This window comes from Bradyrhizobium sp. LeoA1Lang (genome assembly GCF_055413685.1).
Genome location: NZ_JBVAPG010000001.1, coordinates 66,691 through 89,309, shown reverse-complemented (window position 1 = coordinate 89,309; position 22,619 = coordinate 66,691). Strand labels below are relative to the sequence as shown.

Below are 22,619 nucleotides of genomic sequence, written 5' to 3'. Positions count from 1 at the left end.
GAGGGATCAAATGGGCGGGAAGAAACACTTGCTCGGTTTCATCATGACCAGTCTGCTGTTTGCGTCAGCGGCCTATGCTTTCGCGGTGTACGGCGCGATTGGAGACAAGTGGCGGGCACTGGGGAGCGAAGGGGGCCCGGTTGGAGGCGCGCTTTCGGATGAAGCGGATGCTCGGTATGGCGGTCGCTTCAATCGCTTCGTGCATGGCTTTATCTACTGGCATCCCGAAACCGGCGCCAACGCGGTTTGGGGAAACATCGGTCAAAAGTGGGCCCAGGCAGGATTTGAGAATTACGGCTATCCAATCGTCGACGAGTCGAAGACACCAGATGGCGTCGGCCGGTTCAACCATTTCCGCGCCGTTCACGTGTCCGGCAAACCGGAAGCCTCAATCTATTGGACGCCCGAAACCGGGAGCCATGCGATCTACGGCGCGATCAGGGGAAAATGGGCTCAGCTCGGATGGGAGCGCAACCTGGGCTATCCGATAACAGACGAAATGGGAACGCCCGATGGCGCCGGTCGGTATAACCATTTTCGCGCGCTTCATTTGCGAGGAAAACCGGAGGCCTCGATATATTGGACGGCTCAGACCGGTGCGGTCGAGATTTACGGCGCAATACGACAGAAATGGGCGGAGATGGGTTATGAGCGCAGCTCGCTCGGCTATCCGACCGGTAACGAATATGAAGAATATCAGGGATCAGGAATCAGGCGGCAGGACTTCCAAAGGGGCGCTCTGTGGTGGAGCGCGAGTACCGGCGTTCGTCTGCAGCCCATTGCTACGCCATCGAACCCGGGGCAACCATCAAACCCCAAGCAGCCGTCGAACCCGAAGCAACCGTCCAATTCGGGGCAGCCGTCTAATCCGGCGCAGCCGTCGGAAGTCCGATACTGCACCGATGGTTGCGACCCCTGTACCAGGGATGGTCTTCGCTGCACTTTGAACAATAACTGCAGCATGCAAAACTATCGGACTCCGTGGGCGTGCTATTAAAAGCCGGAGTGTGGTTGCCACTCGGGAATCGAGCGTAAGGACGACTGCGCCCCCTGGTTGACCAGGGAGCGCAGTTGCCGAACAGAGATCAATTCGTGATCTTGTCGAACTGAATCAGGCTGAACGAGCCAGCGCTGGAGAGTCCCGCAAAGATGAAGCCGGCCGACTCGGCAAGGGTCCGGTACTGCGCTTCGGTGCGCTCCAAGCCGCCCGGTTCCCGCAGCATGTTGAGGTCGCTCATGGCGCGCTCGCGATCTGGAGCGGCCGTTGTGGGAAGCTCCGGCATGATCCGCTCGATGATGATCAGCTTGCCCCCCGCTGCAAGCGCATCCCGGCACTTGTTCAGGATGATCTTGCTCCGATCGTCCCTCCAATTATGGAGGATACTCTTCATCAGGATTGTGTCGGCGCCGCGCGGGACCGCCTCGAAGAAATCGCCGGCGACGAACCGGCAGCGGTCGGCGATGCCAACCCGATTAAAATGCTCTTGTGCCTCTTTCTCGCAGCGTGCGAGATCGAACGCTATTCCCTTAAGATTCGGGTTGTGCAGCAGCACGCCGGCGATCAGCTCGCCGGAGCCGCCGCCGATATCCATGACGACACGCGCGGTCGAGAAATCGTATGCCTGCACGATTTTTGGAACCAGGCTTCGCGTCAGACTGACCATCGCAGCATTGAAACGGGCCACAAGTTCCGGCGAGCTGCCCATCACGGCATAGCGATTATGTCCCTCTCCCCGCATCTCGGTCGCGGTCTTCCCGGAGCGAACGGAATCGACAAGGCCGGCCCAGGATCGCGCGAGAACTTCGCCTTCGAAAAGAACCCAGTCCTTGAAAGATGGATTGGCATTCCGATCAAGCTGTCGGCCGAGGTCGGTGATCGTAAACCTGTCTCCGCCGGCCCGGTTACAGACTCCAATCGTTGTCAGGCCAACGAGCAGCCTACGCAGCGCGCTTTCGTCGGCGGACACCAACCGGGCGAGCTCGGCCACCGATCTTGCATCATCTCCGATCGCCTCCGCGAGATCGAGCCTGGCGGCGGCATAGATCACCGCCGTGATACGGTGGGACTGCACGAGATCGAATATCGATTCTGATCCGCTCATGTGTTCCTCCAACAAGATGAGAGGCCTGGGGACTGCAGCCGGTCCGCCATCGGAATCTTCAATTGGTCGGAGTGAATCCCGTTGCTTGCACGATCGCTTTCCAACGTTCGGATTCGGATGTGATCAGCCGGGCGAAGTCGCCCATCGCGATCGCGTCGGGCTCGACTGCCAATTTTACCATGCCGGACCTTACCTCGTCGATGCGAAGGGCGGCCTGGATGGAACTATTGAGGCGCTCGACGATATCCGCCGGCGTCTTGGCGGGAACGAAAAACCCGTACCAGGTAAGGTCCTCAAGCGAGGGATAACCGGCTTCCGCCACCGTCGGCACATCGGGAAGAAATGGGCTGCGGCGCGGCCCGGTGGTCACCAGCGCCCGAAGCTCTCCGGATCGGACAAGGCCCAACGAGCTGCCGACCGGCATGATGGCCGATGCGATCTCTCCTTTGACCAAATCCTGGATCGCGCCATTGCCTTGATAGGGCACGTGAAGAAAATCAAAGCCCGCGGTGCGGGCCAGCATCGCACCGAGGAAATGCAGCGCGGTGCCGACACCTGCCGTACCGTAGGTGGCCTGCTTTGGGTTGGCGCGGCACCAGGTGACAAAATCTGCAAGCGTCCTTACATCTCCCGGCACTTTCGGACCTACCGTCAGCAAAGTTGGGGTTGAGGCAACGGTCGATACCGGGGTGAAATCCCGCGGCTCATATCTGAGTGTCTTGTAGACGTGCGGAAAGAGCATCATGAATCCAAGCGGCGCGAGCAGCATAACCGTTCCGTCAGCGTCAGCAGTCTTCACCGCCTCGACCGCGACACGGCCGGCTGCGCCAGGCCGGGTCTCGACCACGATCGTTTCCGCATAATCCTTCATCTGGCCGGCAACGAGCCTTGCCAGCGCGTCCTGCAACCCGGGCGTGAATCCCGTCAGTATATGCGCGGTCTTTGCAAGTGGTTGTGCCACGGCGCGCGACACGAGACCCGCCGCGGAGAACGCGACACCGGCCGCCGACACTGTCAACAAGTCACGACGTGTGATCATCAACTGTCTCCCCCGACCTAGTCCCACTGGGACGAATTCTACCTTTGGATGTACCACGGCCAGGATAGATAGACTTGGCCACCGGCTTACTTTTTCCTTATCGTCGGCTTACTCTTGCGAGCAGGCTTGGACACTTCCACCAATGGCCGTGCGGACAAGTCGCTTGCGCTATTTTTTTGAAGATTTTTCATTTGACACCGCCCGGCGCGAGCTGCGTCGCGGCACGGATGTCATCGCTGTTGCGCCGAAGGTATTCGACTTGCTCGGCTATCTGATCGGCAACCGGGACCGCGTTGTCAGCAAGGACGATCTCATAAGTGCCATTTGGCAAGGCCGCGTCGTTTCGGATGTGGCTCTAACCACGCGCCTGAATGCTGCGCGCAGGGCGATTGGCGATTCCGGAGACGAACAGCGCCTCATCAGAACCTTTCCCCGTAAAGGCGTCCGTTTCATCGGCGCGGTGCACGAAACGGCTGGACCGGCGGGCGCAACGGTGCCGGGCGGCTCGCCGAAACCAGGCTTTGCCACTCCTGATAAACCCTCGCTGGTCGTTTTGCCGTTCACTAATCTGAGTCCTGATCCCGAGCAGGAATATTTCGCCGACGGCGTGACCGAGAGCCTGACCACGGATTTGTCGCGCATGGTCGGGATCTTCGTGATCGGCCGCAACAGCGCTTTCTCCTACAAGGGCAAGCACGTCGATCTGAAGCAGATCGGTCGGGAACTCGGCGTTCGCTATGTCCTCGAGGGCTCCGTGCAGCGTAGCGGAAGCCGCGTGCGTATCAACGTCCAGCTCATTGATGCCGAAACCGGCAATCACCTGTGGGCCGAACGGTTCGACAAGCCGATCGCCGATCTCTTCGACATGCAGGATGAAATCGGAGCGCGTCTAGCCAATCAGCTTGGAACGGAATTGGTCACGGCTGAGGCGCGGCGGGCGGCGCGGGCGCCGCTTCCGGATTCGATGGACCTGTATTTCCAGGGCATGGCGTGTGTGAACCGGGGATCGGACCCCATCAACCTCTCGCAAGCGCGCAAGTTTTTCGAACAAGCCCTATGCCTGGATGCCGGCAACGTCGAGGCGATGGTCGGCACGGCATTCGTCGATGCCATGCGGGGAACGTCCATGCAGACCGGCGACCGGGCCGCTCGCCTCCAGACGGCCGAAAAGTCCTTGACCGAGGTCCTTGCGCACGTGCCCAACCACGCCATGGCGCATTGCCTCCTTGGCGTCGTCCAGATTTTTACCAAACGTGCCGCTCAGGGCATCGCCGAATGTGAGCGCGCGTTGGCGCTGGATCGAAATCTGGCCACCGCTTACGGCTGGATCGGGCTTGGCAAATGTTATCTCGGTCGGGCCGAGGAAACTGAAGCCTACATCATGCAGGCATTTCGGCTTTCTCCCCGTGACAATAGAGCGTTCACCTGGACGACCAATGCGGGTGTCGCGCAGTCATATCTTGCGGCCGATGAAGCTGCCGCCTACTGGTTCAAGCGGTCCATCGAGACCAATCGGAATGTCGCCGCATTCGTTCACGTCTATCTCGCCGCGGCGTTGGCTCATCTCGGGCGGATCGAGGAAGCGCGGGCTTCGGTACAGGCGGGACTGGCCATCGATCCCAATTTCACTATCTCCCACTTCCACGCCTGTGCGCCGACAGACAACTCGACTTGCCTCGCGCAGCGCGCACGGATCGCCGAAGGTATGCGTAAAGCAGGGCTACCGAACGGCTGAATTGGCGGACAGTAATTCCGTCCGCTGAACCTGAAACTGGAGAACAACAATGCCCTTGGCCGGAAAAGGCATGCTGCTGACGTCGATGGATATCGATCCCGCCGACGAGGCCGATTTCAATCGCTGGTATGACCGCGAGCATCTGGAGGAGCGCGTCGCCATCGACGGCTTCCTGGAGGCGCGTCGCTACGTCGCACATGAGGGCAAGCCGAAATATCTGAGCCTCTACTCGACCGAGACCTTCGAGGTGTTGGACAGCCCGGCCTACCGCACCGCACTCGCCAACCAGACCGAATGGTCCAAGGCCAACATCGCGCGCTTCAAGAACATGATCCGCGGCGTCGCGCGCATCACCATCAGCCGGGGCACCGGCCGCGGCGCGGCGCTCGGCATCATCCGGCTTCGTCCGCCCGGCGACGGCAGGGACAGACTGCGCGAAGCGCTGCGGGACCAGTTCGATCCCACCAAGCTCGATGGGATCATCTCCATCCATTTGATCGAAAACGACCCTGCCCTGTCGAAGCCGCTGACATCAGATGCGTCGAATGCCGCCGTGGGCGCCGGCGACTGGTTCGTGCTGATCGACGCCACCGATGTGAAGGCCGTCCCGGCCGCTGCGGCGCTGGTGGCTGACAACGCCGCCTACAAGCCGCTGGTGATCTCCAGCGGCATTTACCAGCTGATGTGGGACCTCGCCAAAAGCGACCTGCCTCGCGCGTGATCTGCGCCGGCGGTGTCACGAATTGTTGCGCCGCCGCATAATCTTCATTGAGCCCAACGCCATACGCGTAGCTGCAGCGCGCGAATGCCTGGTGTCGCGCAGAATTGGCTTGTGTGCCCGATCTGGAATGGCTCTAATAAGAGACGTCTATGATGCAATTGGAAAACCAGAAGAACGCCCGTCCGTTGAGCGTTCGCAGGCAAAGATAAGGCCGCGCATCTGACTTTGGGTTCCGCGCGGATAAGGTAGGAATGAAACCGACTGATATCTCGGCGCCGGACTACTTTCACAAAGTAGTCGACTGCCAATGGGCCTGCCCCGCACATACACCGGTTCCCGAATATATCCGTTTGATTGCCGAGGGGCGTTACAGCGACGCCTACATGATCAACTGGAAGTCCAACGTGTTCCCCGGCATCTTGGGGCGTACGTGCGACCGTCCATGCGAGCCGGCGTGCCGCCGCGGCCGCGTCGAGGAGAATCCGGTCGCGATCTGCCGCCTGAAGCGCGTCGCGGCCGATTTCAAGGACGACATCAAGCACCGTTTGCCACGGCCCGGGCCGAAGAACGGCAGGCGCATCGCGCTGATCGGCGGCGGCCCCGCTTCGCTCACGGTGGCGCGCGACCTTGCCCCGCTCGGCTATCACTGCACCGTGTTCGACCAGGATCCCAAGGCCGGCGGCATGATGCGGACGCAGATCCCGAAATTCCGCCTGCCGGATTCGGTGATCGACGAGGAAACCGACTACATCCTGGGCCTCGGCATCGAGTTCAAGGGCGGCCATCGCATCGACAGCCTGAAGCAACTGCTGGCCGAGAACTATGACGCGATCTTTGTCGGCTCCGGCGCGCCGCGCGGCCGCGAGCTCGACATCCCCGGCCGCAAGGAAGCAGCCGCCAACATCCATATCGGCATTGACTGGCTGTCCTCAGTGTCGTTCGGCCATGTCGAGAAAATCGGCCGCCGCGTGATCGTGCTCGGCGGCGGCAACACCGCGATGGATTGCTGCCGCACCGCGCGCCGGCTCGGCGGGGCGGACGTGAAAGTGATCGTCCGCTCCGGCTTCGATGAGATGAAGGCCTCTCCCTGGGAGAAGGAAGACGCGCTCCACGAGGACATCCCGATCCTCAATTATATGGTGCCGATCGCTTTCACCCACGACAACGGCAAGCTCACCGGCATCACCTTCCAAAAGGTGAAGGCCGAATACGACGCCAAGGGCCGGCGCAATCTGGTGCCCTCAGGCGAGCCCGATGAGACCGTGGCCTGCGACGACGTGCTGGTCGCGGTCGGCCAGGAAAACGCCTTCCCCTGGATCGAGGCCGATTGCGGCATCGAATTCGACAAATGGCACATGCCGAAGGTCGATCCGAAGACCTTCGCGTCGACCAATCCGAAAGTGTTCTTCGGCGGCGACGCTGCATTCGGCCCGAAGAACATCATCTGGGCGGTGGCGCATGGCCATGACGCCGCGCTGTCGATCCATAAGATGCTGTCCGGCGAGGACATCAACGAGCGCCCGCTGCCGGAGGTGCACATCTCTTCGCAGAAGATGGGCATTCACGAGTGGAGCTATGACAACGACATCTCCACCGACAAGCGCTTCAAGGTGCCGCATCGCGACAAGGTGATCGCGCTGAAGGACATCCGCGCCGAAGTCGAGCTCGGCTACGACCTCAAGCTCGCACTCGGCGAGGCCGAGCGCTGCCTGAACTGCGACGTGCAGACAGTGTTCACCGCGCCGCTCTGCATCGAATGCGACGCCTGCGTCGACATCTGCCCGATGGATTGCATCACCTTCACCGAGAACGGCGAGGAGGATGATCTGCGGCAGCGGCTGAAAGCGCCCTCACCGCATCACGACCAGGCGCTCTATGTCGCCGACGGCTTGAAGACCGGCCGCATCATGGCGAAGGACGAAGACGTCTGCCTGCATTGCGGGCTGTGCGCCGAGCGCTGCCCGACCGGCGCCTGGGACATGCAGAAATACCTCATCGATATGGTTCACGCGGGATCAACATGTCAGTCCAAAGCCCGATCAGCAGCGTAAACGACTTCGTCGTCCGCTTCGCCAACGTCAACGGCTCGGGTTCGGCGAGCGCCAACGAACTGTTCGCGCGCGCGATCCTGCGCCACGGCGTGCCGGTCTCGCCACGCAACATCTTCCCTTCCAACATCCAGGGCCTGCCGACCTGGTATGAGGTGCGGGTGACTGAAGCCGGCCATCTCGGCGCCCGCGGCGGCGTCGACATGATGGTGGCGATGAACCCGCAGACCTGGGACAAGGATGTCGCCTCGATCGAGCCCGGCGGCTATCTGTTCTACGATTCCACCAAGCCGATGCCGTCGTCGAAATTCCGCGCCGACATCACCGTGATCGGCGTCCCGCTGACCGCGATCACCAACTCGACCTACACCGATCCGCGCCAGCGCCAACTGTTCAAGAACATCATCTATCTCGGCGCGCTGTCCGCGCTGCTCGACATGGATCCGAAGCTGATCGAGCAACTGATCGGCGAGCAGTACAAAGGCAAGGAGAAGCTGCTCTCCTCCAACGTCCATGCGCTGCATCTCGGCCGCGACTGGGCGCTGCAGAACCTAAAATGCCCGATCGGGCTCAGGGTCAAGAAGGCCGACAAGGTCGGTGACCGAATCTTCCTGGAAGGCAACAGTGCCGCCGCGCTCGGCGCGGTCTATGGCGGCGCCACGGTCTGCGCGTGGTACCCGATCACGCCGTCATCCTCACTCGCCGAAGCCTTCACCAACCACTGCAAGAAGCTGCGGCACGATCCGGAAACCGGCGAGGCGAAATACGCGATCGTGCAGGCCGAGGACGAGCTCGCTTCGATCGGCATCGTGATCGGCGCCTCCTGGAACGGCGCGCGCGCCTTCACCACGACCTCCGGCCCCGGCATCTCCTTGATGACGGAATTCATCGGCCTGTCCTACTTCGCCGAGATTCCAGCCGTGATCATGAACGTGCAGCGCGCCGGTCCTTCGACCGGCATGCCGACGCGCACCCAGCAATGCGACATCATCGCCTGCGCCTATGCTTCGCATGGCGACACCAAGCATGTGCTGCTGTTCCCGGAAGATCCGGCAGAGGCCTTCGAGTTTGCCGCGACCTCCTTCGATCTCGCCGAGCGGCTGCAGACCGTGATCTTCGTGATGCTCGATCTCGATATTGGCATGAACCATCGGCTGTGCCGGCCGCTCCGCTGGGACGATGCGCGGCAGTATGATCGCGGCAAGGTGATGACCAGGGAGATGCTGGAAGAAGGCCGCGATTTCGGCCGCTATCTCGACGTCGACGGCGACGGCATCCCGTACCGCACCTATCCCGGCGCGCATCCGACCAAGGGTTCGTACTTCACCCGCGGCACCTCGCGCGACCGCTATGCGCGCTATTCGGAGGAAGGCCCGGTCTACGCCGACAACATGCAGCGCCTGGTGCGCAAGTTCGAGACCGCGCAGGACCTGGTGCCGCGGCCGTTGCAGGCCAACGCGGCCAAGCCAACCAAATATGGCGTGATCTATTTCGGCTCGACCGCGCCGGCGATGGACGAGGCGATCGAGATCCTGGACGCCCGCGGCCATCATCTGGACCGGCTGCGCATCCGCGCCTTCCCGTTCCACTCCAGCGTCGCGAGCTTCATCGCCGACCACGATTTCGTTTACGTCGTCGAGCAGAACCGCGACGCGCAGCTCCGGCAACTGATCGTCAACGAGAACGGCATCGACCCGGTGCGGCTGGTGCCGATCCTGCATTATGACGGCTCGCCGATCACTGCGCGTTTCATCGCGAATGCGATCGGCGACCATCAGGACCATCTCAAGGTGACCCCTCTGCGCAAGGCCGTGTCATGACCTACATTGCAAAGCCGAAATTCCATCATCCCGGCCTCAAGAAGAACGAGCTCGGCTATACCCACCGCGACTACGAGGGCAAGATCTCGACACTGTGCGCCGGCTGCGGCCACGACTCGATCACGGCGTCGATCATCGAGGCCTGCTACGAGCTCTCGATCGAGCCGCACCGGGTGGCGAAGATCTCCGGGATCGGCTGCTCGTCGAAGACGCCTGACTATTTCCTCGGCAATTCGCACGGCTTCAACTCGGTGCATGGTCGCATGCCGTCGGTGCTAACTGGCGCCAACCTCGCCAACCGCGACCTGATCTATCTCGGCGTTTCCGGCGACGGCGATAGCGCCTCGATCGGCTTTGGCCAGTTCGCGCATTCGATCCGCCGCGGCGTCAACATGACCTATATCGTCGAGAACAACGGCGTCTACGGCCTGACCAAGGGCCAGTTCTCCGCAACCGCCGACCGCGGCTCGAAGTCCAAGAAGGGCGTGGTCAATACCGACAACGCCATCGACCTAGTTGCGATCGCGCTGCAGCTCGGAGCCACCTTCGTGGCGCGCAGCTTCTCCGGCGACAAGACCCAGCTCGTGCCGCTGATCGCGGCCGCGATCCAGCACAAGGGCGCGTCCTTCATCGACGTCATCAGCCCCTGCATCGCCTTCAACAATCACGCCGGCTCGACCAAGAGTTTCGACTATGTCCGCGAGCACAACGACGCCGTGAACCGGCTCGACGTGCTTGTCGGCCGCGAGCCGATCCATGTCGACTATGCGCCCGGCACCGTGCAGGTGGTCGAGCAGCACGACGGCTCGCGGATCGCGCTGCGCAAGCTCGATGCCGATTACGATCCGCATGACCGGCTGGGGGCGATGACCTTCCTGCAGAAGCACGCCGCCAAAGGCCAGATCGTCACCGGGCTGTTGTACGTCGATCCGGAAGCGGAGGACCTGCACGCCCATCTCAACACGGTGGACACCCCGCTCAATACGCTCGACGCCAAGGCGCTCTGCCCGGGCTCCGCCGCGCTGGACAAGATCAACGCCAGCCTGCGCTGAGCGCCGTAGCGCCGTAGGGTGGGCAAAGCGCAGCGTGCCCACCTTTTCTTGCACCGAATGTGGATGGTGGGCACGCTACGCTTTGCCCACCCTACAAGTTGCGGCGCGCCCCTTACTTGTCGCTCAGCACGTCGCCGAACAGGACCCATGACTTGCCGTCGAACCGTGCCATCTGAATCTGCCGGATCGGAGTGAGGTTGGTCGGCTCGGTGGTCACCTTGATGCCCGGCAGCAGCATCGGCAGTTCGAGCCCGTTGAGGTTGGTGGCCTGCTTGATGATGTTGTCGCGGCTGAAATCGTCCTTGCAGTTCTTCAGCACCGCCGCCATCACGCCGGCAACCGTATAGCCCTGCACATTGAAGAGGTCGCCGGGACTGGCATTCGGCTGATACTTCTTCATCCAGGCCGAGAATTCCTTCTGCGCGGGATCGTCGGCCCAGCGCGGATCGGTCGGATCCTTCAGGTACAGGCCGGTGACGACACCGACCGCATTCTCCAGGCCGGCCGGTTCGAGCACGGCGGACACGGAATTGGAGACGGTCGGCAGGATGACCAGCGGCTTCCAGCCCATGCCGGCGGCCTTGCGCAGCGCTTGCGCTGCGAATTTCGGCGTGGCCTCGGCGAAGAACACATCCGCGCCGGACTCGCGCATCGACACCATCTGCGAGTCGATGGTGGGATCGCTGGTCAGATAGGTCGTCTCCGACACGATCTGGCCGGCATGCTCGCCGAGCCCTTCCTTGAAGCCCTTCAGATAATCCTTGCCGGCGTCCTCGTTCGGCGTGATCACGGCGATCTTGGCGTCCGGCTTGGTCTGCAGAATGTATTTGGCGTAGAGCCTGCCTTCGAGCTCGTAGGTCGGGTTGAAGCCGACGGTCCAGGGGAACTGCTTCGGGTCGTTCCACCGCGTCGCGCCCGACGAGACGAAGAGCTGCGGCACGCGCTTGATGTTCAGGTATTTCTGAACGGCGATGTTGGGCGCGGTGCCGACGGAACTGAACAGCGCCAGCACCTCATCCTGTTCGACGAGCTTGCGTGTCTGCTCCACCGTCTTCGACGGCGAATAGGCATCGTCGAGGCTGTCGAATTCGACCTTGCGGCCGTTGACGCCGCCCTGGTCGTTCAGCATCTGGAAATACGCAGCTTCCGCGCGCGCAATGGTGCTGTAGGCCGATGCCGGCCCGCTGTAGGGCGCGGTGTTTCCAAGCTTGATGGTGGTTTCGGCGCCGAGCGAAGCTGACATCATCAGCATCGAGAGCGCGGCGGAGGCGAAAGCGCCCGCCAGACATTTGCGAGTTGTCACGGTCTTAATCCTTTTTGGTTTTCTTGACCGCGCGCACCATACCAATCGCGCCAGATGAGGCAATCGCACAAGAATTCCGCGTGCCGGCAATTGGGCGCGCGCAATCGTGATCTCAGGCAAGTGGAGGATTGTAAATTCGTAGCCCGGGTGGAGCGGAACGCGTAACCCGGGACATCAGCGTCCGCCTTTGAGAGCGATCCCGGGTTACGCTCGCGCTTCACCCGGGCTACGGCAATAACTACGCCACCGCGGGCAGGATGCGCGGGCTCACGACATATTCCTTCAACACCTTGTCGTGAGTGTCGACCTCGGTGAGAACCACGTCGTAGCTCCAGAGATCAGCGAGGTGCTGCAGCACGCGCCGCGCATCGGTTTCTACCAGTTGCGATCCCTTGACCACGGTGTGGCGCAGCATCAGCCGGCGGTCGCCTTCCAGGTCGACATCGACGACCTCGATGTTGGGATCGATGAAGCCGACATCGTATTGCCGCGCCAGTTCGCGGCGCACGCGGCGATAGCCGCGCTCGTCATGGATGGCATCGACGCGGATGCCGGCGGTCTCCGCGGGATCGTCATGCAGATGGAACAGGCGCAGACGCCGCACCAGCCGCGGGCTCAGGAACTGTCCGATGAAGCTCTCATCGCGGTAATTGGCCCAGACCTCGCGCAGCACGCCCATGACATCGCCCCTGCCCGCGATGTCAGGAAACCATTCGCGATCCTCGTCCTCCGGCTCGGTCACGATCCGCTCGATGTCCTGCATCATCGCAAAGCCGAGCGCATAGGGATTGAAGCCGGAGAAGCGGGGATCGTCGAAATCCGGCTGGAACACGACGTTGGTGTGCGACTGCAGGAATTCAAGGAAATTGCCGTCGGAAATGCGGCCCTGCTCGTGCAGCCGGTTCATGATGCTGTAATGGACGTAGGTCGCGGTGCCCTCGTTCATCACCTTGGTCTGGCTCTGCGGATAGAAATACTGCGCGATGTGGCGGACGATGCGTAGCACTTCGCGCTGCCAGGGCTGCAGCCGCGGCGCGGTCTTCTCCAGGAAGTACAGGATGTTTTCCTGCGGCAGCCCGAGCAGGATGCGGCGGCGCTCCGCGGTCAGCGCGGCCCTGGTCTTCGCGGGTCCGGTCGGCACCGTACGCCAGAGATCGTTGAAGGCGCTCTCTTCGTGCGCGCGACGCTCGCCGGCGCGTTTCTCCTCTGTGCGCAGGTCGAGCTTCTTCTTGCCGGGATAGCGATCGATGCCGTGCGACATCAAGGCATGGGCGGCGTCGAGCGTATGCTCAACCGCCCGCCGGCCGTGGCGATCCTCGCAGTGCGAGATATAGCCCTTGGCGAATTCGAGATAGTCCAGGATGCCGTCGGCATCGGTCCACTGCTTGAACAGGTAGTTGTTCTTGAAGAAATGGTTGTGGCCGAAGGCTGCGTGCGCGATCACCAACGTCTGCATGGTCGCGGTGTTTTCCTCCATCAGGTAGGAAATGCACGGCGAGGAGTTGATCACGATCTCGTACGCCAGTCCCATGTATCCTTTGCGGTAGGACGCTTCCTGAAAGGCGAAGTGTTTGCCGAACGACCAGTGCTTGTAGAACAAGGGCATGCCGACCGACGAATAGGCATCCAGCATCTGCTCGGCGGTGATGACCTCGATCTGGTTAGGATAGACGTCGAGGCCGAGCTCCGATTTCGCGATCTCCTCGCAGGCATCATGGACGCGCTGCAGCGTGCGGAAATCCCAGTCGGCGCCGTCGAACAGCCGCTCACCCGTCTTCGTCATGGCGTGGCCTTCTCCTGCTTGCCGCGACGCTTGAACAGGTCCTGGAACACCGGGAAGATCTCGCTGCGCTCGCTCACCTTGCGCATCGCGAGCGGCGCGCCCTCGTTGCGCAAGCGCTCGTAAAGGGTCCAGAGCGAGGAGTCCGGCATGTCGAAGGTGTAGTTGGCGGCCTCGCCAACCTCGAGATAGGCAAAGAACTGGGTGACCGGGAGGATATGCTCCGTGAGCAGCCGTCCGGTCAGGAGGCTGTCGGAGGTCATGTTGTCGCCGTCGGAGGCTTGCGCGGCGTAGATGTTCCATTCAGCCGGTCTAAACCGGGTGCGGACGATATCGTGCATCGCCTGCAGCGCGCTCGACACCAGCGTGCCGCCGGAAGCCGGTCCATGGAAGAATGTATCCTCGTCCACCTCTTCGGCGCGATCGGTGTGGCGGATGAACACGATCTCGACGTGGCGATAACGCCGCTTCAGGAACACGTAGAGCAGCATGTAGAACCGCTTCGCCAGGTCCTTCATGTGCTCCGACATCGAGCCCGACACGTCCATCAGGCAGAACATCACGGCTTGCGCCACCGGCTTCGGCACGGTCTCGAAACGGCGGTAGCGGATATCGATGGGATCGATGAAGGGGATCCGTTTCGCCTTGGCCTTCAGCGCCGCGATCTGCGCCAAGAGTTCGGAGCGTCGCGGCTCCGCTGCCTCGGCCGCCTCCGCCTCGAGCTCGGCGATCTGCTCCGGCCGCGGCCGGCGCAGCGCGACGCGACGCGCCAGCGCGAGCTTGACGGTGCGGCTCACCGAGATGTTCGCGGGCGAACCTGAGGTGGTGTAGCCGGCGCGATGCAGGCCTTCGCTCTCCGCCTCCGCGAGCTTGCGCTTGGCGAGGTCGGGCAATTCCAGATCGTCGAGGAAGAGGTTGACGAACTCGTCGCGGCTCAGGACGAAGCGGAACGCATCTTCGCTGTCGCCCTCGCCCGGCCCCGTTCCGCGGCCACCGCCCTGGTTCGGACGCGGCAGGATATCGCCTTCGATGAACTTCTTGTTGCCGGGCAGCACCATGTCGCGGGTGCCACCCTCGCGGCGGAAGCGCGGCTCGTCCATGCCGTCGAGCGGTATCGATATCTCGCCGCCTTCCAGCACATCCTTGATGTCCCGGTCCTGCGACGTCTTCTTGACGGCTCCCTGAACCAGGGCCTTGGCCCGCCTCAAGAACCGCTGTCGGTTCTCAAGGCTCTTGCCGCCCGGATTCAGGCGCCGATCGACAATATGCATCGTCACTTTGCATCCGCCTTAGCCAGCCTGCTTCACGCGCATATACCATTCGACGAGACGGCGGACCTGGCGCTCGGTGTAGCCGCGTTCCACCATCCGCGCGACGAAGTCGTCGTGCTTCTTCTCGGTCTCGCCGTCCTTCTTCGAACCGAACGAGATGACCGGAAGCAGATCCTCGACCTGCGAGAATATCCGCTTCTCGATGACGTCGCGAACCTTTTCATAGGAGGTCCAGTTCGGGTTCTTACCACCATTATGCGCCCGCGACCGCAGCGAGAATTTGACGACTTCGTTGCGGAAATCCTTCGGGTTGGCGATGCCGGCCGGCTTCTCGATCTTGGTCAGCTCCTGGTTCAGAAGCTCGCGGTTGAGCAACTGGCCGGTGTCGGGATCCTTGAAGTCCTGATCCTCGATCCAGGCGTCGGCGTAATCGACGTAGCGGTCGAACAGGTTCTGGCCGTAATCCGAGTAGGATTCGAGATAGGCCTTCTGGATCTCATTGCCGATGAACTCCGCGTAACGCGGGGCGAGATCGGCCTTGATGAATTCGAGATAGCGCTTCTCGATTTCCTCGGGCAGTTGCTCACGGCGGATCGAATGCTCGAGCACGTACATCAGGTGCACGGCATCGGCCCCGACCTCTATCGTGTCGTGGTTGAAGGTGGCGGCGAGCACCTTGAACGCGAAGCGCGTCGAGACACCGTCCATGCCTTCGTCAACACCTGCGGCATCACGATATTCCAGGACGCTGCGCGCCTTTGGATCGGATTCCTTCAGGCTCTCGCCGTCATAGACCCGCATCTTCGCGAACAGCGTCGAGTTCTCGTGCTTGCGCAGGCGCGACATCACCGAGAAGCGCGCCAAGGTCTCCAGCGTCGCGGGCGCGCAAGGTGCGCTGGCAAGCTCGGAGCCCTGGATCAGCTTCTCGTAGATCTTCTGCTCCTCGGTGACCCGCAGGCAGTAAGGCACCTTGATGACGCAGATGCGGTCGATGAAGGCCTCATTGTTCTTGTTGGCCTTGAAGCTCTGCCATTCCGCCTCGTTCGAGTGTGCGAGGATAATGCCGCCGAACGGGATCGCTCCGATATTCTCGGTGCCGATATAGTTGCCTTCCTGCGTCGCCGTGAGCAGCGGATGCAGCATCTTGATCGGCGCCTTGAACATCTCGACGAATTCGAGGATGCCCTGATTGGCGCGATTGAGTCCGCCCGAATAGCTGTAGGCGTCGGGATCGTTCTGCGCGTAGGTCTCGAGCTTGCGGATATCGACCTTGCCGACCAGCGAGGAGATGTCCTGGTTGTTCTCGTCGCCGGGCTCGGTCTTGGAGACCGCGATCTGCCGCAGCCGCGAGGGCTGGATCTTGGCGACGCGGAATTGCGAGATGTCACCGCCGAAAGCTTCGAGCCGCTTATAGCACCACGGGCTCATCAGCCCGGTGAGGCGCCGCTGCGGAATGCCGTACTTCTCCTCCAGCATTGGCCCGAGCTGATCCGGATCGAACAGGCTGAGCGGGCTTTCGAAGACCGGGCTCAGCTCGTCGCCGGCTTTCAGCACGTAGATCGGATGCACTTCCATCAATGCCTTGAGCCGCTCGGCGAGCGATGACTTGCCGCCGCCGACCGGTCCGAGCAGATAGAGTATCTGCTTGCGCTCTTCCAAGCCTTGCGCGGCGTGACGGAAGAAGCCGACGAGCCGCTCGATCGTATCTTCCATGCCGTAGAAGCCCGCGAATGCCGGATAGGTGCGCATCGTGCGGTTCATAAAGATACGGCCAAGGCGAGGGTCCTTGGCCGTGTCGATCATCTGAGGCTCGCCGATCGCAGCCAGTAGTCGTTCTGCCGCATTCGCATATCGCATCGGATCACTTCGACACGACTCGAGATATTCAGCCATCGACATATCGCTCTGGCTTCGAGCCTCGAACGACCTAGCGAAAGCGTTGAACAGAGAATCGTTGTACATGATCCCTCTCCACGGTATGTTGCGCCGCCTTACGAGAACGAGCCGGTTTGCCGAAACGTTCCTCGAATCACGGTCGGCATGCTGGAGCTATTGGACACTCGCCAGCCTCCCTTCCGCAATGCGCGGCGCAAGCAGCCGCTGCCTTATCAACAAGCAGCCAGCCTAATAGTTCATCAAAAACGCGATTTGTCATTTACTTTCTTGACCATGTAGCTGGTCCGCCACATCCGTGATTCTACCGGAGGACCGACAAAGACCAGGCTTCCCTGCCATCAGCAAATGCCTTTCTGACCGCCTTTCGGCTGCCATCGCGCAGCTCCTTCACGCCCACGAACTGCCACAGGTTTGAACGCATCCGGCTTCTGCCGCGACTAAGTCAAACCCGTCAGCACATCGTGACGCGGCATCGTCGGCGCGTCGATCGAGGTGGCGTGTATCATTTCATATAGATCGCTTGCGTTCGCTGAACAGATCATGAAGCGTATTTTATTCTCCGTTCATCTAGTTGTCGCAGCCGCAATGCTCGCGGGAATTAGCCACAGTCACGCCGAAGATGGCGTCGACAGCGCCAAGACCGCAACTTTCGACAACAGGATATTCGCAGGCCCGCTCGCCGAAAAGACCTACGCCTGCTTCGTGCGCCGTTATGACGCCAGTCATCTGGCGCAACATCCGAAGCAGAAAGTCAGCGCGATGAAACTGTTGGTGACGGCGGAGAGCGCGCGGGAGGAAAAAACCACCAGCTACTCATTCCGCCTTGGAATTAAGTACCGTCACCGCACCGGCAATTTCGACTCCAGCAGCTTTTGCGGCCATGTTGTCACAGAGGACGCGAGCAACGAAATCCGTTTCGGCTGCGGCGTCGATTGTGAAGGTGGCGGCATCAATGTGGCACTGTCGAAAGACGACAAGCCCACCATCATCCGCCTTGAGCGGATCAGGATTTGGAATCGCGACAAGCCGGACCAAAAGGCCGAAGACGCGCTCATCGCCGGCGCGGACGACAAGATCTTTCGCGTCGATCGCGCAGACGCGGAAGAATGTGCCGAGCTTGTGACCGACCGCCGGGAACTCGCCGCCATCAGACACAAATGATACGCTCGCGAAGTGGATCATACGCTCGTCGGCCAGCCAACTCAATCGAGGGAGGGTGCCATGCATCGACGCAGCATCTTGTGGGGCGTGGTGTCAGGCTTAGGCGCCCTTGCCGGCTCACGCGCCCGCGCCGCCACCGAGGCGCCATCGCCTCTCGCCAAGCTCAAGGTGGTCTATCAGCCGAGCGACCTCGATAAGGTCAACTTTGTGCTCGGCAACATCCAGAACCATTTCGACGGCGTCGGCGGGCCCGAGAATGTTACCATTGCGCTGGTGGTCCACGGACCGGCGCTGCGCGCCTTCCATTCGGCCGCCGCCAATCCCGACCTGTCGCGGCGCGTCCAGCAGTTTTCCGGGGATGGCGTCGAGCTTGCCGCCTGCGGCAATACCATGAAATCGCAGAATGTCAGCCTGAAGGAGCTCCTCCCCGGCTTCGTGGTCGCCGACAAGGGCGGCGTCGTCCGCCTCGCCGAGTTGCAGTCGCAGGGCTACCTGTATCTCAGGCCGTGAACAGTGCACCGCACCGTCATAAAATTGTTCAGAGTTCGCGGTTGCATCGGATCAAATCCAAGGGATCAAACCGGTCCGGGTGGAGTTGTCTCCTTTTGATGCGCATATTCGCCTTAGGCAGCCCTTTCCGCCCCGTGTTGACAATCCGGTCCCGCCCCAGAAAGCTGCTGGGGAACCCGTCCACCGACCCGATCAAGCAGAAACAGGCATCATGAACCCCGTCAAAACACTCGAAAGCCACGGCCAGTCGGTATGGCTGGATTTCCTCGCCCGCGGCTTCGTCGCCAAAGGCGACCTCAAGAAGCTGATCGACGAGGACGGCGTCAAAGGCGTCACCTCCAACCCGTCGATCTTCGAGAAGGCGATCGGCAGCTCGGACGAATATGACGGGGCGATCGGCCATGCGCTGAAGAAGGGCGATCGCCCGGTCGCCGAACTGTTCGAGCATCTGGCAATCGAGGATATCCAGCACGCCGCCGACGTGCTGCGACCGGTCTATGACCAGCTCAACGGCAAGGACGGCTTCGTCAGCCTCGAAGTGTCGCCCTATCTGGCGATGGACACCAAGGGCACCATCGCCGAAGCGCAGCGGCTCTGGAAGGAGGTGCGGCGCAAGAACCTGATGGTGAAGGTGCCGGCGACGCCGGAGGGACTGCCCGCGATCGAGCACCTGATCGGCGAAGGCATCAGCATCAACATCACGCTCCTGTTCTCGCAAAAGGTCTATCGCGAGGTGGCGGAGGCCTATCTGAAGGGCCTGGAGAAATACGTGAGCGCCGGCGGCGACCCATCGCACATTGCGAGCGTGGCGAGCTTCTTCGTCAGCCGCATCGATTCCGCCGTCGACAAGCAGCTCGACGACAAGATCGCGAAGGCCAACGATCCCACCGAGAAGGAGCGGCTGGCGTCGCTGAAGGGCAAGGTCGCGATCGCCAACGCCAAGATGGCCTATCGGGATTACAAGCAGATCTTCGCAGGTCCGCGCTGGGAAAAACTCCTGGCAAAGGGTGCCAAGCCGCAGCGGCTCTTGTGGGCCTCGACCGGCACCAAGAACAAGGAATATAGCGACGTCCTCTATATCGAGGAGCTGATCGGCCCCGACACGGTCAACACCGTGCCGCCGGCGACGCTCGACGCCTTCCGCGACCATGGCAAGGTGCGCGACAGCCTCGAGGAGAACGTCGAGGACGCGCAGCGTGTGCTCGACGAACTGGAGAAGTCCGGCATCTCGCTGGACGCGATCACCGCCGAACTGGTCAAGGACGGCGTCAGGCTGTTCGCCGATGCCGCCGACAAGCTCTATGGCGCCGTCGCGTTCAAGCGCGCGACCTCGCTCGGCACCGGCATCGACGGCCAGCAGCTCAAGGTCGGCGGCGAGCTTGCCAAGGCAATCGAAGAGAATACCGAGGAATGGCGCGCCTCGGCCAAGGTCCGCCGGCTCTGGCACAAGGACAAATCGGTCTGGACCGGCGAGGATGAGGACAAATGGCTGGGCTGGCTGACCAGCCCGGCAAAGGCCGACGTCGCCGACTATGAGGATTTCGCCGAGCGCGTGAAGGGCCAGAAGTTCACCGACGCGGTCGTGCTCGGCATGGGCGGCTCCAGCCTGGGGCCGGAGGTGCTGGCGGAGACCTTCGCCAAGAAGACCGGCTTCCCCAAGCTGCACGTGCTCGATTCCACCGACCCGGCGCAGGTGCGGGCGATGGAAGCGGCGGTCGACATCTCCAAGACGCTGTTCATCGTCTCCAGCAAATCCGGCGGCACCACCGAGCCGAACGTGATGAAGGACTATTTCTTCGACCGCGTCTCCAAGGCGATCGGCGCCGCCAAGGCCGGCCACCGCTTCATCGCGGTGACCGATCCCGGCTCGTCGCTGGAGAAGACCGCGAAGCGGCAGGGCTTTGCCCGCATCTTCTACGGCGAGCCCACGATCGGCGGCCGCTACTCGGTGCTCTCGCCGTTCGGTCTGGTGCCGGCCGCTGCCGCCGGCTTCAATGTCCGCAGCCTGATCAAGCATACGCTGTCGATGGTGCGCTCCTGCGGCGCCGACGTGCCGCCGCATGAGAACCCCGGCGTACAGCTCGGGCTCGCGATGGGGCTCGCCGGCCTCGAAGGCCGCGACAAGGTGACGATCACCTCGTCCAGGAAAATCGCCGATTTCGGCGCCTGGGCCGAGCAGTTGATCGCCGAATCCACCGGCAAGGACGGCAAGGGCCTGATCCCGGTCGACGGCGAGACGCTGGGCGAGCCTAGTGCCTATGGCGACGACCGCTTCTTCATCGACCTCCGCACCGAGGGCGAGGACGACGCCGAGCATGACGCCCTGCTGGACGCGCTGGAGCAGGCCGGCCATCCCATGGCCCGCATCGTCCTGCCGTCGATCGACCATATCGGCCAGGAGTTCTTCCGCTTCGAAATCGCGACCGCGGTCGCAGGCTCTGTGCTCGGCATCAACCCGTTCAACCAGCCGGATGTCGAGGCGGCCAAGATCAAGACCCGTGAACTGACCGCAGCCTTCGAGAAGACCGGATCGCTGCCGGCCGAACAGCCGGTGGTCTCCACCGCCGAGGCCGACCTCTACACCGACGGGCACAACGCCGCCGAGCTGCGCAAGGCCGGCGCCGACGGCACGCTCGGCTCCTGGCTGAAGGCTCACCTGTCGCGCTCGCATCGCGGCGACTACGTCGCCCTGCTCGCCTATATGGAGCGCGACGAGGCGTTCATCGACGCACTGCAAAAGATGCGGCTCGCCGTGCGCGACAGCAAGCATCTCGCCACCTGCGCCGAGTTCGGACCGCGCTTCCTGCACTCGACCGGCCAGGCCTACAAAGGCGGCCCCGACAGCGGCGTGTTCCTGCAGATCACCGCCGACGATGCCGCGGACCTGCCGGTACCGGGCCAGAAGGCAAGCTTCGGCGTCATCAAGGCGGCGCAGGCGCGCGGCGATTTCGACGTATTGACCGAACGCGGCCGGCGCGCGCTCCGCGTCCATCTCAAGGGCGGACTGGGCCCGGCGCTGGCCACGCTGGACGCTGCGCTTAACGAAGCCCTCAACTAGAGCAGGATGAGATTGGATCGAGTACCGACCAAGATCGAGCTGCGCCCCTCTCCCGCTTGCGGGGGAGGTGAAGCGAGCTCCAGTTTTCGGAATCGTGCTCAACAGTAAGGACATGAGAACATGCAGCTCGGCATGATCGGCTTGGGGCGGATGGGTGGCAACATCGTCCGCCGGCTGATGGCCCACGGCCACAGCGCCGTGGTCTACGACAAGGATCCGAAGGCGGTCGCCACGCTCGCCGCCGACAAGGCCGCCGGCTCCGCCTCGCTGGAGGAATTCGTGCTCAAGCTGGAGCAGCCGCGCACCGCCTGGGTGATGCTGCCGGCCGGCAAGATCACCGAGGCGACGATCGACGCGCTGTCGAGGCTGATGCAGCCGGGCGACACCATCATCGACGGCGGCAACACGTTCTGGCAGGACGACGTCCGCCGCGGCAAGGCGCTGAAGGAGCGCGGCCTGAACTATGTCGACGTCGGCACCTCTGGCGGCATCTGGGGCATCGAGCGCGGCTACTGCATGATGATCGGCGGCGAGAAATCCGTCGTCGATAGGCTCGACCCGATCTTCAGCACGCTCGCGCCCGGGATCGGCGACATTCCGCGCACCCCGTCCCGCGACGGCCGCGACCCCCGCATTGAACAGGGCTATATCCATGCCGGCCCCGTCGGCGCCGGGCATTTCGTCAAGATGATCCATAACGGCATCGAATACGGCCTGATGCAGGCCTATGCCGAGGGCTTCGACATCCTGAAGAACGCCAAGAGCGAGGCGCTTCCGCCAGATCACCGCTTCGATCTCGACATCGCCGATATCGCGGAGGTCTGGCGCCGCGGCAGCGTGATCCCGTCCTGGCTGCTCGACCTCACCGCGATCGCGCTCGCCGAGAACGCCACCCTCGATAATTATTCCGGCTTCGTCGAGGATTCCGGCGAAGGCCGCTGGACGGTCAATGCCGCGATCGACGAGGCGGTGCCTGCGGAAGTGCTGACGGCGGCGCTGTTTGCCCGCTTCCGCTCGCGCAAGGACCACACCTTCGCCGAGAAGATTCTCTCCGCCATGCGCGCCGGTTTCGGCGGCCACCGGGAGCCGCCGCAAGGCGCCAAGAAGAGCTAGGGAAGGCTTA

At 62.3% G+C, this 22,619-nt stretch carries 16 protein-coding genes; 10 read left to right on the top strand and 6 right to left on the bottom strand.

Annotation, left to right across the window (positions count from 1 at the left end; genetic code table 11):
* Positions 1–10: 10 nt before the first annotated feature.
* The gene (locus tag ACZYOF_RS00350; protein WP_463714404.1) at positions 11–997 is read left to right on the top strand and encodes an LGFP repeat-containing protein; all 987 of its coding nucleotides are present in this window, start codon (positions 11–13) and stop codon (positions 995–997) included.
* An 88-nt stretch (positions 998–1,085) separates the two neighbouring features.
* Here ACZYOF_RS00350 and ACZYOF_RS00345 read toward each other — a convergent pair whose 3' ends face one another.
* Entirely contained in the window at positions 1,086–2,102 is a 1,017-nt protein-coding gene (locus ACZYOF_RS00345; protein ID WP_463714403.1) for a methyltransferase, read from the bottom strand.
* Positions 2,103–2,160: 58 nt separating this feature from the next.
* Positions 2,161–3,141, bottom strand: a complete 981-nt coding sequence (locus tag ACZYOF_RS00340) for a Bug family tripartite tricarboxylate transporter substrate binding protein (protein ID WP_463714402.1) — start codon at positions 3,139–3,141, stop codon at positions 2,161–2,163.
* A 163-nt stretch (positions 3,142–3,304) separates the two neighbouring features.
* Here ACZYOF_RS00340 and ACZYOF_RS00335 point away from each other — a divergent pair, with 163 nt between their 5' ends.
* The 5 genes from ACZYOF_RS00335 (at position 3,305) to ACZYOF_RS00315 (ending at position 10,517) form a co-directional block, all read left to right on the top strand.
* Positions 3,305–4,876, top strand: coding sequence for a winged helix-turn-helix domain-containing tetratricopeptide repeat protein (locus tag ACZYOF_RS00335; RefSeq protein WP_463714401.1), 1,572 nt, complete (start codon positions 3,305–3,307; stop codon positions 4,874–4,876).
* Between the two features lie 49 nt (positions 4,877–4,925).
* Positions 4,926–5,597 (top strand): hypothetical protein, encoded by a 672-nt coding sequence (locus tag ACZYOF_RS00330; RefSeq protein WP_463714400.1) that lies wholly within the window; start codon positions 4,926–4,928, stop codon positions 5,595–5,597.
* Between the two features lie 251 nt (positions 5,598–5,848).
* Positions 5,849–7,648, top strand: coding sequence for an FAD-dependent oxidoreductase (locus ACZYOF_RS00325; protein WP_463714399.1), 1,800 nt, complete (start codon positions 5,849–5,851; stop codon positions 7,646–7,648).
* A complete protein-coding gene (locus ACZYOF_RS00320; protein ID WP_394567487.1) occupies positions 7,618–9,465 on the top strand; it encodes a 2-oxoacid:acceptor oxidoreductase subunit alpha in 1,848 nt (615 codons plus the stop codon). The genes ACZYOF_RS00325 and ACZYOF_RS00320 overlap by 31 nt, the downstream gene beginning before the upstream one ends.
* Positions 9,462–10,517 (top strand): 2-oxoacid:ferredoxin oxidoreductase subunit beta, encoded by a 1,056-nt coding sequence (locus tag ACZYOF_RS00315; RefSeq protein ID WP_463714398.1) that lies wholly within the window; start codon positions 9,462–9,464, stop codon positions 10,515–10,517. Before ACZYOF_RS00320 ends, ACZYOF_RS00315 begins: the two co-directional genes overlap by 4 nt.
* A gap of 112 nt (positions 10,518–10,629) precedes the next feature.
* Here ACZYOF_RS00315 and ACZYOF_RS00310 read toward each other — a convergent pair whose 3' ends face one another.
* The 4 genes from ACZYOF_RS00310 to ACZYOF_RS00295 all read right to left on the bottom strand — a co-directional run bounded on the left by ACZYOF_RS00310 (position 10,630) and on the right by ACZYOF_RS00295 (position 16,833).
* Positions 10,630–11,820 (bottom strand): ABC transporter substrate-binding protein, encoded by a 1,191-nt coding sequence (locus ACZYOF_RS00310; RefSeq protein ID WP_463714397.1) that lies wholly within the window; start codon positions 11,818–11,820, stop codon positions 10,630–10,632.
* A 238-nt stretch (positions 11,821–12,058) separates the two neighbouring features.
* Entirely contained in the window at positions 12,059–13,603 is a 1,545-nt protein-coding gene (locus ACZYOF_RS00305) for a SpoVR family protein (RefSeq protein WP_130582116.1), read from the bottom strand.
* Positions 13,600–14,871: a YeaH/YhbH family protein gene (locus tag ACZYOF_RS00300; protein ID WP_282528961.1), complete on the bottom strand. Its 1,272-nt coding sequence runs from the start codon at positions 14,869–14,871 to the stop codon at positions 13,600–13,602. Before ACZYOF_RS00300 ends, ACZYOF_RS00305 begins: the two co-directional genes overlap by 4 nt.
* 18 nt (positions 14,872–14,889) lie before the next feature.
* Entirely contained in the window at positions 14,890–16,833 is a 1,944-nt protein-coding gene (locus tag ACZYOF_RS00295) for a PrkA family serine protein kinase (RefSeq protein WP_463714396.1), read from the bottom strand.
* A gap of 474 nt (positions 16,834–17,307) precedes the next feature.
* On the opposite strand from ACZYOF_RS00295, the gene ACZYOF_RS00290 reads away from it, so the two are divergent.
* The 4 genes from ACZYOF_RS00290 (at position 17,308) to gnd (ending at position 22,609) form a co-directional block, all read left to right on the top strand.
* Entirely contained in the window at positions 17,308–17,928 is a 621-nt protein-coding gene (locus ACZYOF_RS00290) for a hypothetical protein (RefSeq protein WP_463714453.1), read from the top strand.
* 60 nt (positions 17,929–17,988) lie between these two features.
* Positions 17,989–18,438 carry a DsrE family protein gene (locus ACZYOF_RS00285; RefSeq protein WP_463714395.1) on the top strand — a complete coding sequence of 150 codons (450 nt, stop codon included), beginning with the start codon at positions 17,989–17,991 and terminating at the stop codon, positions 18,436–18,438.
* A 211-nt stretch (positions 18,439–18,649) separates the two neighbouring features.
* Complete coding sequence (locus ACZYOF_RS00280) at positions 18,650–21,496, top strand: bifunctional transaldolase/phosoglucose isomerase (RefSeq protein ID WP_463714394.1); 2,847 nt, start codon at positions 18,650–18,652, stop codon at positions 21,494–21,496.
* A gap of 120 nt (positions 21,497–21,616) precedes the next feature.
* Positions 21,617–22,609 carry a phosphogluconate dehydrogenase (NAD(+)-dependent, decarboxylating) gene (gene gnd, locus ACZYOF_RS00275; protein ID WP_463714393.1) on the top strand — a complete coding sequence of 331 codons (993 nt, stop codon included), beginning with the start codon at positions 21,617–21,619 and terminating at the stop codon, positions 22,607–22,609.
* The last annotated feature ends 10 nt before the right edge of the window (positions 22,610–22,619 follow it).